15 protein-coding genes and 1 riboswitch are annotated in these 15,572 nt (G+C 59.5%); of the genes, 10 read left to right on the top strand and 5 right to left on the bottom strand.

Annotated elements, in window-relative coordinates; all coding sequences use genetic code 11:
- Positions 1-233: 233 nt before the first annotated feature.
- Positions 234-794, bottom strand: coding sequence for a histidine phosphatase family protein (locus tag RLW41_RS05520; RefSeq protein WP_414463838.1), 561 nt, complete (start codon positions 792-794; stop codon positions 234-236).
- Between the two features lie 69 nt (positions 795-863).
- Positions 864-938: riboswitch (cobalamin riboswitch) on the top strand.
- Positions 939-999: 61 nt separating this feature from the next.
- Here RLW41_RS05520 and RLW41_RS05525 point away from each other — a divergent pair.
- From RLW41_RS05525 to RLW41_RS05540, 4 genes are all read left to right on the top strand, one after another.
- Entirely contained in the window at positions 1,000-1,227 is a 228-nt protein-coding gene (locus RLW41_RS05525) for a CbtB domain-containing protein (RefSeq protein ID WP_414463839.1), read from the top strand.
- Between the two features lie 21 nt (positions 1,228-1,248).
- A complete protein-coding gene (locus RLW41_RS05530) occupies positions 1,249-1,965 on the top strand; it encodes a CbtA family protein (RefSeq protein WP_409560935.1) in 717 nt (238 codons plus the stop codon).
- A 97-nt stretch (positions 1,966-2,062) separates the two neighbouring features.
- Positions 2,063-2,932 (top strand): DUF1289 domain-containing protein, encoded by an 870-nt coding sequence (locus tag RLW41_RS05535; protein ID WP_414463840.1) that lies wholly within the window; start codon positions 2,063-2,065, stop codon positions 2,930-2,932.
- A gap of 148 nt (positions 2,933-3,080) precedes the next feature.
- Positions 3,081-3,506, top strand: coding sequence for a hypothetical protein (locus tag RLW41_RS05540; RefSeq protein ID WP_013949359.1), 426 nt, complete (start codon positions 3,081-3,083; stop codon positions 3,504-3,506).
- Between the two features lie 3 nt (positions 3,507-3,509).
- On the opposite strand, the gene RLW41_RS05545 is transcribed toward RLW41_RS05540, so the two are convergent.
- On the bottom strand, positions 3,510-4,430 hold the full coding sequence (locus tag RLW41_RS05545; protein ID WP_414463841.1) for a LysR family transcriptional regulator: 921 nt from the start codon (positions 4,428-4,430) through the stop codon (positions 3,510-3,512).
- 118 nt (positions 4,431-4,548) lie between these two features.
- On the opposite strand from RLW41_RS05545, the gene RLW41_RS05550 reads away from it, so the two are divergent.
- The 3 genes from RLW41_RS05550 to RLW41_RS05560 all read left to right on the top strand — a co-directional run bounded on the left by RLW41_RS05550 (position 4,549) and on the right by RLW41_RS05560 (position 5,920).
- Entirely contained in the window at positions 4,549-5,106 is a 558-nt protein-coding gene (locus RLW41_RS05550; protein WP_414463842.1) for a carboxymuconolactone decarboxylase family protein, read from the top strand.
- 211 nt (positions 5,107-5,317) lie between these two features.
- Positions 5,318-5,596 carry a hypothetical protein gene (locus RLW41_RS05555; protein WP_409560940.1) on the top strand — a complete coding sequence of 93 codons (279 nt, stop codon included), beginning with the start codon at positions 5,318-5,320 and terminating at the stop codon, positions 5,594-5,596.
- A gap of 42 nt (positions 5,597-5,638) precedes the next feature.
- Positions 5,639-5,920, top strand: a complete 282-nt coding sequence (locus RLW41_RS05560; protein ID WP_414463843.1) for a hypothetical protein — start codon at positions 5,639-5,641, stop codon at positions 5,918-5,920.
- A gap of 58 nt (positions 5,921-5,978) precedes the next feature.
- On the opposite strand, the gene dxs is transcribed toward RLW41_RS05560, so the two are convergent.
- Complete coding sequence (gene dxs / locus RLW41_RS05565; RefSeq protein ID WP_414463844.1) at positions 5,979-7,925, bottom strand: 1-deoxy-D-xylulose-5-phosphate synthase; 1,947 nt, start codon at positions 7,923-7,925, stop codon at positions 5,979-5,981.
- 244 nt (positions 7,926-8,169) lie between these two features.
- Between dxs and RLW41_RS05570 the strand changes: the two genes are divergently transcribed.
- Complete coding sequence (locus RLW41_RS05570) at positions 8,170-8,805, top strand: ABC transporter substrate-binding protein (RefSeq protein WP_414463845.1); 636 nt, start codon at positions 8,170-8,172, stop codon at positions 8,803-8,805.
- A gap of 260 nt (positions 8,806-9,065) precedes the next feature.
- Here the strand turns inward: RLW41_RS05570 and RLW41_RS05575 are convergent, their stop codons facing one another.
- A complete protein-coding gene (locus tag RLW41_RS05575; RefSeq protein WP_414463846.1) occupies positions 9,066-10,112 on the bottom strand; it encodes a VacJ family lipoprotein in 1,047 nt (348 codons plus the stop codon).
- 132 nt (positions 10,113-10,244) lie between these two features.
- Between RLW41_RS05575 and hpnI the strand changes: the two genes are divergently transcribed.
- Positions 10,245-11,378 carry a bacteriohopanetetrol glucosamine biosynthesis glycosyltransferase HpnI gene (gene hpnI, locus RLW41_RS05580; RefSeq protein WP_414463847.1) on the top strand — a complete coding sequence of 378 codons (1,134 nt, stop codon included), beginning with the start codon at positions 10,245-10,247 and terminating at the stop codon, positions 11,376-11,378.
- Positions 11,379-11,389: 11 nt separating this feature from the next.
- A complete protein-coding gene (hpnJ, locus tag RLW41_RS05585; protein ID WP_414463848.1) occupies positions 11,390-12,817 on the top strand; it encodes a hopanoid biosynthesis associated radical SAM protein HpnJ in 1,428 nt (475 codons plus the stop codon).
- Between the two features lie 7 nt (positions 12,818-12,824).
- On the opposite strand, the gene RLW41_RS05590 is transcribed toward hpnJ, so the two are convergent.
- A complete protein-coding gene (locus RLW41_RS05590; protein WP_414464667.1) occupies positions 12,825-15,449 on the bottom strand; it encodes an MMPL family transporter in 2,625 nt (874 codons plus the stop codon).
- Between the last annotated feature and the right edge of the window lie 123 nt (positions 15,450-15,572).

Raw genomic sequence — 15,572 nt, forward strand, 5'->3', positions numbered from 1 at the left:
CAAACCGGCCGCCAACACCGGAGGGGGGCGTCAGATCCGTTGTCTGACATTGGCATAGTGCACCCCCGATTTTTTCCCGGCAATAGGGTGAACACTTCTAAAGTATCAAATCCATTGCCGCTTTCCGCATTCCGAGACAACGTGGCGCGGAACTACAAAGGCAAAACGAGGACCAGCAAATACAAAATGAAATGTATGCGAATTGTCTTTCCCTGCTGCAATATCGGCGCGTTCTAACTTCGTATGGATTTAAGCGCCCATCGCCGTCCATTGGATGTCAGTTCGACGACGGAAAGCGGCGCAATATCAATGTGCGCATATGAGATCGCTTGCGCCTCGATCGCGACGACAATCGCCGCGCGCATGACCGCCGGATGCGTCACGGCCAAAATGGGTCCCTCACGCTCCGAAATCGTCTGCATCCAGACCGACGTCCGCGCGATGAGCGCTTCAACTGTTTCGCCGCCATGAGGCGCAGAGCCTGGGTCGGAGAGCCAGCTTGCTAATGCGTCGGCGTCGGATAGAGCAACGCTACTCACGGTGCGGCCCGCCCAGTCGCCAAGTTCGATGTCCCTGAGCGCCGGGTCGATCCGGGGAGAAAGTCCTAAGACAGCGGCGGTCTCCAGCGCCCGCCGAGCGGGACTGGAGAAGACGATGGAGGCATTGCGAAATTCGCCGGCCATTGCGGCCGCGTCCTGTTGGCCAAAATCGTCGATTCCTTCGTCAAGAGGAAAGGCCGCGGCCCTCGCCGCGGTGGTCGAGGCGTTGGCAACAAAGGTCAGGCGTGGCGGCATCTTGGCTCAATGGCTTGCGTTGACAAATGCCCGGCCCGCCCTATGGTGAGACGTGCATCCTCACGGGTCGGAAGCCGGTGAAATTCCGGAACGGTCGCGCCACTGTAATCGTGGGTCGCTTCAAGCGTCCACCGAAAGTCAGACCCTCCTCGTGATCAGAGCACACCTTGAAACGGGACGCGTAATCCCATGGAGGCTCTTTAAAATGGCTCATTCTTCTATCGTCGCACAATCTCTCGGCGCTCAAGGCGGCTTCGCTACGCCTATTCCGGTTCGCCAGATTCTCCCCTGGGCGATCTTCGCCGGGTTGCTGTTCTTCCTCGCCATGTATTTCATCGGCGTCGAAGAAGGCGCCATGGCGATCTTCAACGGAATGTACGTGCACGAGTATGTGCATGACGCCCGTCACCTTCTCGGCTTCCCCTGCCACTAACCGCGGCGGAGAATTTCAAATATGGGATCTCTTCTTGTGCGCGGCATGATTGCCGGGCTTCTCGCTGGTATTCTGGCTTTCGGCTTTGCGAAGGTTTTCGGCGAACCTCAGGTCGATCGGGCGATCGGCTTCGAAGAGCAAATGGCAAAAGCGAGCGGTGAACCGGAAGAACCGGAAATCGTCAGCCGCGCAGTGCAGGCGAGCTTCGGGCTGTTCACCGGCGTCGCCGTCGTCGGGACCGCGATGGGCGGTCTTTTTGCGCTGGCCTTTGCGTTCTTCAATGGCCGACTTCTCGTCGGCATGTCACCGCGGACCACGGCGATCATCATAGCGGCGCTTGGCTTTCTGGCGATCTACTTCATTCCAAACATCAAGTATCCGGCCAACCCACCTGCGGTCGGGGCACCGGAAACGATCGGCTACAGAACGCAGCTCTACTTCGGAATGATCGTCTTCTCTCTCGCCGCGTTGGCGATCGCGATCAGCGCTGGACGGCAGTTCTTCGCTCAGGTCGGCGGCTGGAACGCTATCCTGATCGGAGGCGGTGTCTATATTGCCCTAACGGCGCTTGCGGGCTATTTCCTACCGCCGATCAACGAAGTTCCAAATGATTTTCCTGCCGATCTGCTTTGGAAGTTCCGTGTGGTGTCGTTCGGCATTCAGGGCATCCTGTGGATGACGATTGGCATTATCTTTGGAATGCTGGTCGACAGATCGAACGAGAAAATCGCTCATTGAACGGCGCACGCGCCGCTCAAATACCGCCAGATCGCATTGCGCTTGCTGCTGCGATCTGACCTGCAATCGCCAAACATCCTGAAAAGGCTGTCTGCTAGTGGCACGCCACTCGCCTTGCATAGGTATCTGCAAACTCGACGACGGGACGGGCTTTTGCCTCGGCTGCGCGCGCACGGCCGCTGAAATCGGCGACTGGATGGCGATGAGCGAAGCTCAGCGCGACTCCGTCTGGGACCAGCTGCCAGAACGGCTCGCACAGCTCTCGGTGCGCGTTCGCGTGTTGCCGTGGGTTCGCGACGAGTTGATTAACTGGGTCCGCGACACCCTCGTTGCTCGGCAAGGCGCGTGGGTCGTCGGCGTGCCGGGCGCTGTCGCGGAGTTTCCCAGCGCCGATAACACACCGATTGATTTGCACGTCGAGGACGGCGTGATAACTGCGCGGCGTGCAGATGCCGCGTTTCGTATCGCGATCAACGACAAGGTTCGTGCTTTCGCGTTCACGGATGGCGGCCCGATTGTGCTCGGACTACCGAGAGGACGCGCCGCCATTCAATCTGGTTCGGCACTTCAAGCTGTTGGTCTGGATGCCGGCGCAATCGACGAGACGCATCGCGGCGACGAACTTTTCGATCTCGGAATTGGGCGCCGATATACCCGCTTCTGCGTTCGCACGCGGGACGAGACGCTGACATCGGCGCTATCGGATCATGATCGGCGGCATTGGTCGGATTTCATGCCGGTCATGCTCAATCAATTTGTCGCCGTGAGTCCGCATCGCATCGTTGAAAGCGCTGCAGCGCGCATCGAAATCTTTTCCAGAATTCCAGGCTCCGGCGAGTCGTCACCCAATGGCGCGCATACCCATTTCCTTGCCGAGTTCCTGAAGTCCGGCGAGGAGATCGCTCCAAGTCTGGCGCCGCCCGACTATGTTGGCCCAGTCGCGATCTTTTATCCTAATAAAACCTAGGCAAAACGCACTATCGCGCTTGGAAAGTCGCTCTTGTCCCCAGTTCATGACCGCAGCCGTCCGTTGCTGGGTTGAGAGCCTCGGCGCGCCGTAGTAGTGACGTTTTGTTGATTAGCCTGAGGGCTTCGATAACTTGAGAGGGGACGGGATGCGCAGCATCAGCCTTGGACTCGCCTTCGCCACAGCGGCAGCTTTGATTTCGGCTCCAGCCTCTGCAGACGAGCGATTGCAATCTTCGTTCACTGCGCTCGTCGGCAAAGGTTACGAAGTCAAATCCGTGACGCTCATTCCTCTCGAGGTCGCCAAGAGGGTCACGGAAAAGGTCAAGACCGATAACGTCGTCGTCACGTTACAGAAGCAGGAAACGGTTGCCGTCTGCTACATCGCGTTCGCGAATTGGGCATTCATGAACAAGGCGTCGCTCGATTCCGCGACGCTGTGCGAAGTCCGTTCTTCGCCGACCGAAGAGAGCGCAGCACCGGCAGCCGCACCGAGCGAGCCGGCGGCACCTGCCGAAGCGACGACGCCTCCGGCCGAGGCGACAACGCCTGCCGCTCCGAGCACAAACCCTTAATTTCTAGCTGCTCTCGGCGGGCGAAGAGGCTTTGGCCAATTTCGCTTTCAGCCGAGGCATCGCAAAGTCGAGAAATGCCCGAAGCTTCAGCGGCAGCAGTCCGCTGCTGCCGTAAACGAGGCTGACCGGGACCTGGGGTGGCTCGAACCGCTCCAGCACGACCGTGAGCTTTCCCTCTGCAAGCGGTGCTTCGATCTGGTAGGAAAGCAGGCGCGTCAACCCAAGTCCGGCGACCGCCATGTCGACGGCAGATTCCGCCGTGTTGACGACGAGGCGGGAGTGAATGGCGGCAACCTGGGGCACGCCATTGTTCCAGAAGGTCCACGAACGCGACGACATCAGGCCTTCGAAGGTGACGCAATCGTGCGATTCGAGATCGTTCGGATCGGCAGGGGTTCCGCGTGCTTCGAGATAATCAGGGCTCGCGCAAACAACACGGCGAATCAATCCAACGCGGCTCGCAATCAGGCTGCTATCGGGGAGTTCGCCGATACGAAGCGCGACATCGACGTGCTCTTCGAGGATGTTCACGACACGGTCGGCCAACGTTAAGCGCACGTCGATATCGGGGTAAGCCTTCAAAAACGCGCCGACGATCGGCAGCACATGCAGGCGACCGAAAACGATCGGCGCCGTAATGACCAACTCACCGCGCGGCGCGCGATATTCGCCGGAGGCGGCGCGCTCGGCTTCGACGACGTCTTCCAAAATTCTGCGGCAGGCGGCGACGTACGATTGCCCGGCATCGGTCAGTTCCAATCGACGGCTGCCGCGATTCAAGAGCTTGGTGTGGAGATGGGCTTCGAGTTCGGACACCTTCCGGCTAACCGTTGCTAGCGGCATGCTGAGCCTGCGCGCTCCAGCCGAGAGGCTACCAGCGTCCGTTACGGCAAGAAGAACCGACATGGCGTCGAAGCGGTCCATTTTTGACTCTCATAATCCGGTAGGGTGGCTGCCAATATTGTCGACTATTTCGTGAAAATGAAAGGACCTAATTCAGGGGCGTCGGCCAATCCCGGCCCGAAGAGAGTAGGAGACGCCCATGTCCCGCATCCCGACCCCCGTCACCATTGCTGATGCTCCCGCCGCTGCACAGCCGCTCCTAGAGGCGGTGAATAAACAGCTCGGTACCGTTCCAAACATGTTTCGGCTGATCGCAACAAGCCCCCCCGCTTTGGAGGGCTACCTTGGTCTTTCGGGCGCGCTGGCAAAGGGCAAGCTGCCGCCGCAGACCCGCGAACGCATTGCGCTGGCCGTCGCAGAGTTCAACGGTTGCAGCTATTGCCTTTCAGCGCATACCTACCTTGGGCGGAAACTCGCCAAGCTCGACGACGCTGAAATCACGGCCAATCGCAATGGTGCCTCGAACGATCCGAAAGCCGATGCCGCCGTTCGCTTTGCGGTGAAAGTCGTGGAGGCGCGTGGACATGTGAGCGCCGCCGATCTGGCCGCTGTCAAGGCTGCTGGTTACGACGACGGTCAGGTCATTGAGATTGTTCAGCACGTCGCACTCAACGTGTGGACGAACTTCTTCAACGAGACGTTCAAGACCGATGTCGACTTTCCGGTCGTGACGCCCAGCAAAATCTCCGTTGCCTGAACGGTTTCCGAAACCCTGAAATCTATCGCCGCCGGACGCCTATGCGACGGCGGCGCTTCTTTTTTGGCGTTGTTAACTTAAATGATCCGTCGGCGAACGCGCATCAGAGACGATAGGCTGGCGGACTGTTACGGACGTGCCTTAGTCTCACCATTGCGCATCGTCATATCGGCGGGCGGTAACACATCAATTCTTCTGTCAGCGAGCAAACGTGATCATCGGAAACTTTTCTAGGACGCGCACGGCATCGGTAGGCGCGCTTATCGCGGCCTTCCTTTGCGCCAGCGCCGAAGCGAGCTTCGCGCACAGCGGCACGGCCGATGAGCAGCAGGCCTGCACGCCAGACGTGTTTCGACTTTGCTCGGCTCAGATCCCAAGCGAAACGCGCATCGTTGCCTGTCTGAACAAGAACATGGCAAAGCTCAGCCCTGCTTGCCGTGACGTGATGAAAGGCGACAAGCCCAAAGCGAATGCGCGCAAGAAGCACTAAGCCCGATCGCGACGCCAACCAATTCTTGTGAGGTTCAAGACCGTGCAACGAATATTTCGACTTGGAGCGATGCTGCTGGCCGGGCTTGCGGCGCCTGTCTTCGTGATTGCGAGCACGCACGGCGCGTCCGCTCACAGCGGAACTGCCGAAGAACAATCTGCCTGCACGTCCGACGTTCTGAGCCTCTGCTTTTGGCAGATCCCTAACGAAGATAAGATCGTCGCGTGCCTCAACAAGAATATCAATCGGCTCAGCCCCGAGTGCCGTAAGGTGATCGCGGGCGACGACGACGACAAAAAGAGCAGCAAGCGCTCAAAGAAATAAAACCGCCGCCAATTGCGTGACCGAGATCACGGAAATGGCGGCGTGATGGGCCGCCAAATCAGCAGGCGTGGCCGCGAGCGGCTGTCTTCGAGGGCGCTCTTTCGAGCTGAATAGCGTCGCAAACCGTCTCGACGATGCCCTGAGCGCACAGCCCGGCGCGCTGGTTCATCACTTCCGGCTTATCCTGATCGACGAATTCATCCGGCATCACTTTCGATCGGACTCTGAGACCGCGATCGAGCAAGCCGTTTTCAGCCAGATAATGGAGCACGTGGCTACCGAAGCCGCCAATCGAGCCTTCTTCGATGGTGATCAGCACGTCATGGTTTTCGGCGAGACGGCGGATAAGATCGGTGTCGAGCGGCTTCATGAAGCGCGCGTCAGCAACCGTGGCTGACAGACCCAGCGCTGCCAATTGATCGGCGGCCTTCAGTGTTTCCTGAAGCCGCGTCCCGAGCGAGAGCAGCGCAATCGTCGAGCCTTCGCGCAAAATGCGACCCTTGCCGATTTCGAGAGGAATGCCCGTCTCGGGAAGCGCCACCCCTGTACCTTCGCCGCGCGGATAACGAAACGCGCTTGGACGGTCGTCGATTGCCGCGGCAGTGGCGACCATGTGCTTGAGTTCGCATTCATCGGCCGGGGCCATGATGACCATGTTGGGCAGACAGCCGAGATACGCGAGGTCGAACGATCCAGCATGCGTCGCGCCGTCAGCACCGACGAAACCGGCGCGGTCGATGGCGAAGCGCACCGGCAGGCTTTGCAGCGCGACGTCATGCACGACCTGATCGTAGCCGCGCTGCAGGAACGTGGAATAGAGCGCGCAGAACGGTTTCATGCCTTCAGTCGCGAGACCGGCTGCGAACGTCACGGCGTGTTGCTCGGCAATGCCGACATCGAACGTGCGATCCGGGAATGCGCGGCCAAAAACATCGAGACCCGTACCGTCCGGCATGGCCGCGGTGATGGCGACGATCTTGTCGTCCTTCTTAGCTTCGTCGATGAGGCTATCGGCGAACACGCGCGTGTATGACGGCGCCGAGGCCGGAGTTTTCGTCTGCACGCCGGTGACGACGTTGAACTTCGTGACACCGTGATACTTGTCGGCGGAAGCTTCGGCCGGAGCGTAGCCCTTACCCTTTTTCGTCACGACATGGACGAGGATCGGCCCCTGCTCGGCATCGCGGACGTTGCGCAAGATCGGCACGAGCTGGCTGAGATCATGACCGTCGATCGGACCGATGTAGTAGAAACCCAGTTCTTCGAACCACGCGCCGCCGTGCCAGAGGCTGCGAGTATATTCTTCGACGCGCGCGGCGCGCTCTCCCCAGCTTTTCGGAAGGCGCTTGGCAAGCTGCTTCGCGAGATCGCGAACGTAGAGATAGGAATCGCTCGATGTCGTGCGGGCGAGATAGGACGACAACGCGCCTGTCGGCGGCGCAATCGACATCTCGTTATCATTCAGGATAACAATCAGCCGTTGGCTGCGCGCGCCGGCATTGTTCATCGCCTCGTAGGCCATGCCCGCGCTCATTGCGCCGTCGCCGATGACGCAAACGACGTTGTTCGTGCCACCCGACATCTCGCGGGCAACGGCCATGCCGAGGCCAGCCGAAATGGACGTCGAGGAATGCGCGGCGCCGAAGGGATCGTATTCGCTCTCGGTGCGCTTCGTGAAACCGGAAAGACCTCCAGGCTGGCGAAGCGTGCGAATGCGATCGCGGCGACCGGTGAGAATTTTGTGCGGATAGGACTGGTGGCTGACGTCCCAGATCAAACGGTCGCGCGGCGTATCGAAGAGGTAATGCAGAGCGACCGTCAGCTCGACGACGCCAAGACCAGCGCCCAAATGGCCGCCCGTCTGCGAAACGGCTTCGATCAATTCCGTGCGAAGCTCGTCCGCGAGCTGCGGTAGTTCGCTTTCGGACAATTGCTTGAGATCGTCCGGCGTATCGACTTGATCCAAAAGCGGTGTTTTGGATGGCCGAGTGACCCTTGCATCCATGACCGAACTCCCCCAACTGCCGCTCGAGTCCCGAGCTCGATGGCAAATTATGAACCTATGACACGTCGCAAAAAATGGATCATACAGCGCAGAGTGGACTCTGCGGGGATGTGTTGCAGCCAAGCCTCACAAATTAGAAGGATGGCCGACTAAATACCGCCATTGTAACTGCCTAGGTCCTTATAGCCGAAACGCTGATAATGGCGGGGCTAAGGCATACATTGAAGATATCGAGGGAGGGGCAATGCTCCTGATCAGGAAATTGCAGGCGTTTGGGTTATCGTTGGCGGCATTTGTGATGGTATCCGTCGCGGCTGCGTCATTTACGACGGCGCAGGCGGCCGATTCTCCGGAAGCGACGATTCACGGCCTCAACACGGCACTTCTGGACACCATGAAGCAGGCTCAGTCCCTGGGCGTGCAAGGGCGCTATCAAGCGCTCGCACCGGTACTGTCGAAGATTTACGATACACCGCTGATGACGCGCTTGGCGGTGGGCCAAACGTGGGGATCTCTGCCTCCTGCACAGCAGGCGTCAATCATCGATTTGTTCCGGCGCATGATGATCGCGACCTACGCGAAGCGCTTCGATGGATTCTCGGGAGAAAGCTTCCGGATCGTCGAGATTTCCAACCGCGGCGCGGCTGACAAGATGGTCAAGACGCAGATCATCCAGAGCAACGGCAAGCCTGTGGCGATCAACTATCTCATGCGGAAATCGGGACCGGACTGGAAGATCGTCGACATCTATCTCGACGGCACCATCAGCGAACTGGCGAGCCGGCGCTCTGAGTTTTCATCCATCCTGAAGGCCGGCGGACCGGATGCGCTCATTGCGTCGCTGAAGAAGCAGGGCGACAAACTGCTCTCGGGCAGCTGAGAGAGATCACGCCTCTCGATAGCTCGGATATTTTGAGGGCGCCGTAGCAATCGGCGCCCTTAATTTTTTTTGACAGGGTGAAAGCCGCTATAGGAGCCCACGTCGGCGGATCAAGCCCATAGCTTCACGGAGCTCGTGGCACGTAAACAGGGCGCTCATTCGCGGCTATCGTGCCATGCCCGAATCATTCGTGCGATGGCAAATCGTCTGACTGTACGGATTTCGAGATCGCGACGCGCGGCGTCACGATCGACCGCCGATTATTCTTCGGCAGGCGATTTTTGCTCTTCGGCCGGAGACGGCTGTTCTTGCGCCGGAGACATTTCTTCGGCGGGAGACGCCTGCTCCTCGGCTGGCGACGCCTGAACGGCGGTCGGCGGTCCGACAACGACGAACGGCCTGCGGTCGGCGGTACGCGTCATCTTTGGAACGTCGGTGACCCGGCGGCGATCTTCGAGCATCATCGGCGATGAGACGAGTTCCGTCACCGGTTCGATCGCATTGGGATCGCGGACTGGCGGGTTGGTGCTCGTCAGGACGCTCGTGTTTATGGCTTCATCTAGGTCGGCCTGCCGCTTCTGCTGACTGACACTGCGAAGCATCGAATAGAAATCGATCGAGCTGTCTTCCAGCGTCTTCATGTCCTCAGCCTTGCTGAGGTTCGAGAGCGGGCTGGTCACGGTTCCGGCGAGATCAACCCGGCTTGCGAGGGTCGCGAATTTCGTCGGGATCAAAGCCGCAGCAGGTAAGGACGCACCGAATTCAACCCCGCTGCCGATCGCATCTCGCACCGTCGTCGGACCCAGAACGGGGAGATAGACATAGGCGCTGTCGCGATACCCCCAGACGTACATCGTCTGGCCGAAGTCACCCGATTGATGCGTCATGCCCTGTTCAGCCGCGACATCGAACAGGCCACCCAGGCCCAATGTCGAGTTCAGCGCGAAACGCCCAAGCGTCGTCACCGCGGCCTCAGGGCGAAGCTGCAGCACGTTGTTGGCGAACGTCATCGGCTCGGAAAGGTTCGTCGTGAACGCATCAATGCGATCACGGACGCTTTCCGGTACGTTGTTGTTATAAGCTTCCGCCGCCGGATAAAGAACGTTGTGGTTGAAGTCCTGGCTATTGTCGAACATCTGGCGGTTGAACGCCTCGTTCGGATCAGACACCGGCTTCGGTGTGGTGTCGTCGCCGGTGGCGGCAAGATGCTGGGGCTCCAGCGCAGGCGGTGACGTGCTGGCGCAAGCCGAAAGGCCCACACCAACGAAAACGCAGCCGACCCAATTTAGGATGGCGCTGACTTTCACGTCCCGATATTCCCCCTGCTTGGCCCCACCAGCCGAGCAATTCCAGATCTACCGTAATCGCGCACGAGGCGCTAGCCTCCCTGCCACTACCGACAGGCTTGCCCCCAACTCAAACCAGAAAGTAACGTCCGAATGACGTCCTGTCTGTGGCTTGTATGCACCCTTATTGCCTTAATCGGCTGCGTCTACGCCCTGTTTGCGACTTTTTTGGTGGCACGATTTGCCCGTGAACCCAAGCCTAAACTGGAACGCTTCGAAAATGTCACGCTGATAAAGCCGCTCTACGGTGCAGAAACCGGCCTTGACGTGAGTCTCGCCTCTTTTTGCGCGCAAAATTACCCGCGCGATCTGCAGATGCTGTGCGGGGTCCAGGACCCGGCGGATCCGGCCATCGCAGTTGTCCACAGTTTGCAACAGCGGTTCCCGTCGCGCGACCTTGAACTGGTTGTCGGCAAGCGACGCGGCGGGGGAAATCCGAAAGTCGAAAACATCGCCAACATGTTTCCGGCTGCGAAGCATGATTTTCTTATTCTCAGTGACAGCGACATGCGGGTCGCTCCCGACTATGCGCAGCACGTTTCTGCGATCTTGCAGCAACCCGGAGTTGGGCTCGTCACGTGTCTCTACCGCGGCACGGCGCTCACAGGCTTTTGGTCGCGGATGGCAGCCTCGGCCGTCGATCAGCACTTTCTTCCGAGTGTGCTTGTCGGCCTCGCCGTTGGACTGGCAAAGCCCTGTTTCGGTTCAACGATCGCGCTGAGGCGAAGCACGCTTGAACGAATCGGCGGCTTCGAGGCTTTCGCTGATACTCTTGCTGATGATTACGCGATGGGGGACGCCGTCCGCCGTCTCGGTCTGAAGGTCGAAATTGCCCCGTTCACGGTCGGGCATACGTTTTCGGAAGCGTCGTTTAAAGAGCTTTGGGCGCATGAACTCCGTTGGGCGCGGACGATTCGTCTTGTCGACCCCATGGGGTACGCAGGATCCATCGTGACGCATCCCCTGCCTTTTGCACTGGCAGCGTTGCCGCTCAGTGGCTTCAGCGCCATAGCGTGGATGATCCTCGCAGGAACGCTTGCCTGCCGCCTTTTTGTTCCGATACAAGTTGAGAAGTTGGCGGGTGGGGGCAAGAGCACGTGGTGGCTCAGTCCGCTGAGGGATCTGCTGAGCTTCGCGGTGTTCGTCGCGAGCTTCATGCCCGGAGCCGTCAACTGGAGAGGCCGTCGCTATAGCGTCGGCTCCGATGGAACCGTCACGCCGATATGAAAGGCGCCAAGATGCGCACACTCTTCCTGCAGGCCCCTTCGTTCGATGGCTTCGACGGCGGAGCCGGTTCGCGCTATCAGGCGCGCCGAGAGATCCAATCGTTCTGGTATCCGACCTGGCTGGCGCAGCCCGCCGCGCTCGTCGAGAACTCCAAGCTGATCGATGCGCCGCCTCACCGCACAAGTCTTCAGGACGTGCTCAGCCAAGTTCGCGATTACGATCTAGCGGTGCTGCACACTTCGACGCCATCATTCGATTCCGACGTCAAGGTCATCGAGGCAATGAAGGCGACGAACCCGGACCTCAAGGTTGGGTTGATCGGCGCTAAGGTCGCGGTTCAATCCGATGAGAGCTTGAAGGACGCGCCGATCGTCGACTTCGTGGCGCGTAACGAGTTCGACTTCACCATCAAAGACGTCGCCGACGGCAAGGCCTGGAGCGACATCAAGGGCCTGTCTTATCGCAACCCCCAGGGCGTGATCGTGCACAACGAAGACCGCCCCGTGATGCACGACATGGACACGCTTCCCTTCGTTACGCCGGTCTACAAACGCGACCTCGTGATGGAGAATTACTTCATCGGCTATCTCAAGCATCCGTACATCTCGTTCTACACGGGTCGCGGCTGCAAAAGCCGCTGCACGTTCTGCCTGTGGCCGCAGACGGTAGGCGGCCATCGCTACCGGACCCGCTCCGTTGGGCACGTCATCGAGGAAGTGAAATACATCCTCAAGGCGTTCCCGCAGATGAAAGAGCTGATGTTCGACGACGACACCTTCACCGACGACCTGCCGCGCGCGGAAGCGATTGCAAAGGAACTTGGCAAGCTCGGCGTTACGTGGTCGTGCAATGCCAAGGCGAACGTGCCGCGCGAAACGCTGAAAGTGCTGAAAGACAACGGCCTGCGCCTGCTTCTCGTTGGCTACGAGAGCGGCAATCAGCAGATCCTGCACAACATCAAAAAGGGTATGCGGGTCGAAGTTGCCGAGCGGTTCACCAAAGACTGCCACGAGCTTGGCATCAAGATCCACGGCACCTTCATCCTCGGTCTTCCGGGCGAGTCGAAGGAAACGATCCAGGAGACCATCAAGTTCGCGACGCGGATCAATCCGCATACGATCCAGGTCTCGTTGGCAGCGCCCTATCCGGGGACGTTCCTTTACAAGCAGGCGTCCGAGAACGGCTGGCTCGATGTCGACAACGCCGAACTCATTAACGACAACGGCATCCAGATCGCGCCACTGCACTATCCCGGCCTGTCGCACACCGAAATCTTCAACTCGGTTGAGGACTTCTATCGCAAGTTCTACTTCCGGGTGCCGAAGATCGCCGCGATCGTCGGCGAGATGGTGACACAGCCCGACATGATGAAGCGCCGCCTTCGCGAGGGCGTGGAATTCTTCCAGTTCCTGCGTGAGCGCCGCAGCGCCGCCGCTTAGAGCTCACTTAAGGCTCAACGGCCTCTGGAATTTTGTTGTCCTTAGGGCTCGCTACCGCACGTGGCGGACCCATCAATATTGGCTGGAACAGCACCGCTGCGGCGAGCGTCGTCACCAGCGAAAGGGCGAGCAGCTCGCCCATGCTCGACGTACCGGGATGGCTTGAGAAGAACAGGCTTCCAAAGGCCACCGCCGTCGTCATCGCGCTGAACATGACGGCGCGCGTCAACGGCGACGCAAGCAGGCTGGTTTCACCCGCTCGCCAAGCCAGCACGTAGTAAATCTTGAACGCGACTCCGACGCCGAGCAGCACCGGTAACGCAATGATATTTGCGAAATTGAGTGGCAGTTTCAGCAGCACGCACAGTTCGAGCGTCACGACACCTGCGAGCAGCAGCGGCACGAGAGTCAGCAGCACATCCGTCACCCGGCGCAGCGCGACGAACAGAATGACCGTGATCGAAACGAACGCCAGCAGCCCCGCCTGAATGAAGGCACGAACGACCGTCTTCGCCGATTCCTGGATCAGGATCGGGACGCCGGTTGCGTTCGGATCGACGGCGAGAACAGCAGACGCGAAGCGGCGCAAATTGGCGTTGTCGTTGCCGTCTCCCTTGGGGCCGACCTCGACGCGGGCACGGCCATCGGCTGTCACCCAGTCGGCGACGATTTCGGGCGGCAGGTTTTTCAACGTAATCGGCTCCGCTTTAAGAGCGGCGCGGATCTGTGTCAGGCGCAATTTCATGCCGTCGAGCAATGCGGCGCCGATCTTGGCGCGGACATCAGGGGTTGCGTCAGCGAGCTTGCGCAGCGTGCTTGCCATGTGCGCAGCGAGCGGCGAAGCGCCGGGCAATTTGCTGACGTCCTCGAAGTCTTTGGCAGTATCGAGAAGCGTCTGCCTCGTGTCCGCGTCTGTCGGGGCGTCTGCCACTTCGTCCGGCTCGATTGTCGGGCCGATCAAATCGTAGCAATCGCGGATGAGCGCCAGCTTTTCATCCTGATGATCGGGAACGAAGCTTGCGAGCGTTACGGTGCGATCGACCTCGGGCAGCTTGTCGAGTTTCGTCGCGAGTTTTTCGGCGTCGGCGAGGTTCGGTGTCAGAATTTCGATCGTGTTCGGCGCGGTGTTCGGATCGCGCATCAGGTCATTGAAGGTCGAGACGGATTCGACTTTTTGGCTGCGCAGATTGATCGGATTGAAGTCGAATTCGAGCTTTGCGAGCAGCGGTAATCCAGCCATCACGCCAATTGCCGTGAGCGCAAGAATGATCTTGCGATGCCGGGCCATGAAGCGATCGACCGGCTGCAGCGAGCGGTAGCCGACATCGTGCAACTCACCGGGTGGGTTCAACACCTCCAGAAGCGCCGGAAGCAGCGTTATGCTGGTTAAAAACGCGACGATCATGCCGCTACCGGCGATGAGACCTAGTTCGGAAACGCCGACGTAATCGGTCGGCAAGAAGGCATAAAATCCAGCGGTTGTGGCCGCGGCAGCGAGCGCCAAGGGCTTGCCGGCATTGCGTCCTGCCGCAACAAGCGACTCGCGCAGACCCTGGCGGCTATAGCGCTCATGCCGATAGCGAACGGCATATTGGATGCCGAAATCGACGCCGATGCCGACGAACAAAACCGCAAAAGCAACCGAGATGAGATTCAGCGCGCCGACGAGATAGAGACCCAGCGCCGCTGTAATTGCGAGGCCGGAAAACAGGCCGACAAGCACGGCAAAGATGATCTTGCCGGATCGCAACGCCAGCCAAAGAATGACCAGCACAGCAGCAATGGTAAGCGTAGTATTGAGTGCTGCGCCTTCCGCGACCGTGCCGAACTCCTCATCCGCCATCGGGACTGAGCCGGTGAGACGGACCCGAACGCCATTCTCAGGGGTCAACCCCAGCTGTTTGGCCGTAGCGCGAATGAGATCGGTCGCTTCGGCACCGGGTTCGAGATCGGAATAATTCAAAACCGGTTTTACTTCGAGGAAGCGGCGTAGCTCCGACGGGCTCGGCGCGCCGCCAGTCAGCAACTGCCCCCATGAAAAGTACGTCGGCTTGCCGGTCAGCATGCCGTCCATGGCATTGGCCATCACACCCAAAGGCTTCTCGAAATCGATCCACTTCGCCCGATCTTCTTTGATGCCGAGCGGGACGAGCGCCAATGCTTTCGCCAAGCCATTGAGGGTCGGATCAGCCGATAGCGTGCCGAGCACCGGCTGTGCCTTGATGAGGCCTGCCGTGATGTCTTGTACCTCGGGCAGCGACAGATAGAGCAAGCCGTTCTTGTCGAAGAACGGTCCGCCATCGCGTCGGCGTACGATCTGGAACGGGTCCGGCTTTGATTTGCTGAGAGCGGCTGCGAGCTCGGCGGCGGCGCTCTCTGTCAGCTCCGGCGTTTTACCGTCGATGACTATATCGATCGTGTCGGTGTGCTGGGAAAACGCCGCGTCGAACTGACGTTCGCGCTTACGCCAATCAAGCTCTGGCGAAATCAGCTGACTCGTGTCGGTGGTAATCGCAAAATTATTGACGACGTAATAAATCGCGCCCGCAGAGACAGCGAGGCCAAGCAAAATCGTCAGCCACGACAGCCGCACCGAGGCTGCAACAATGCCGGCAACGACGCGCTCGATCATGCTTCGAGCACCGTCACGTTTGGGCGGCATTGCGAAGTGTCGTGTTTGGCCATTCTGCGGCGGCTCTTCCTATTCGTAAGCAAAGGGCATCCCTCCCAACCACTGCACTCCGGACGGCCGTCA

This window comes from Hyphomicrobium sp. DY-1 (assembly GCF_047497105.1).
Taxonomy (GTDB): Bacteria; Pseudomonadota; Alphaproteobacteria; order Rhizobiales; family Hyphomicrobiaceae; genus Hyphomicrobium_B.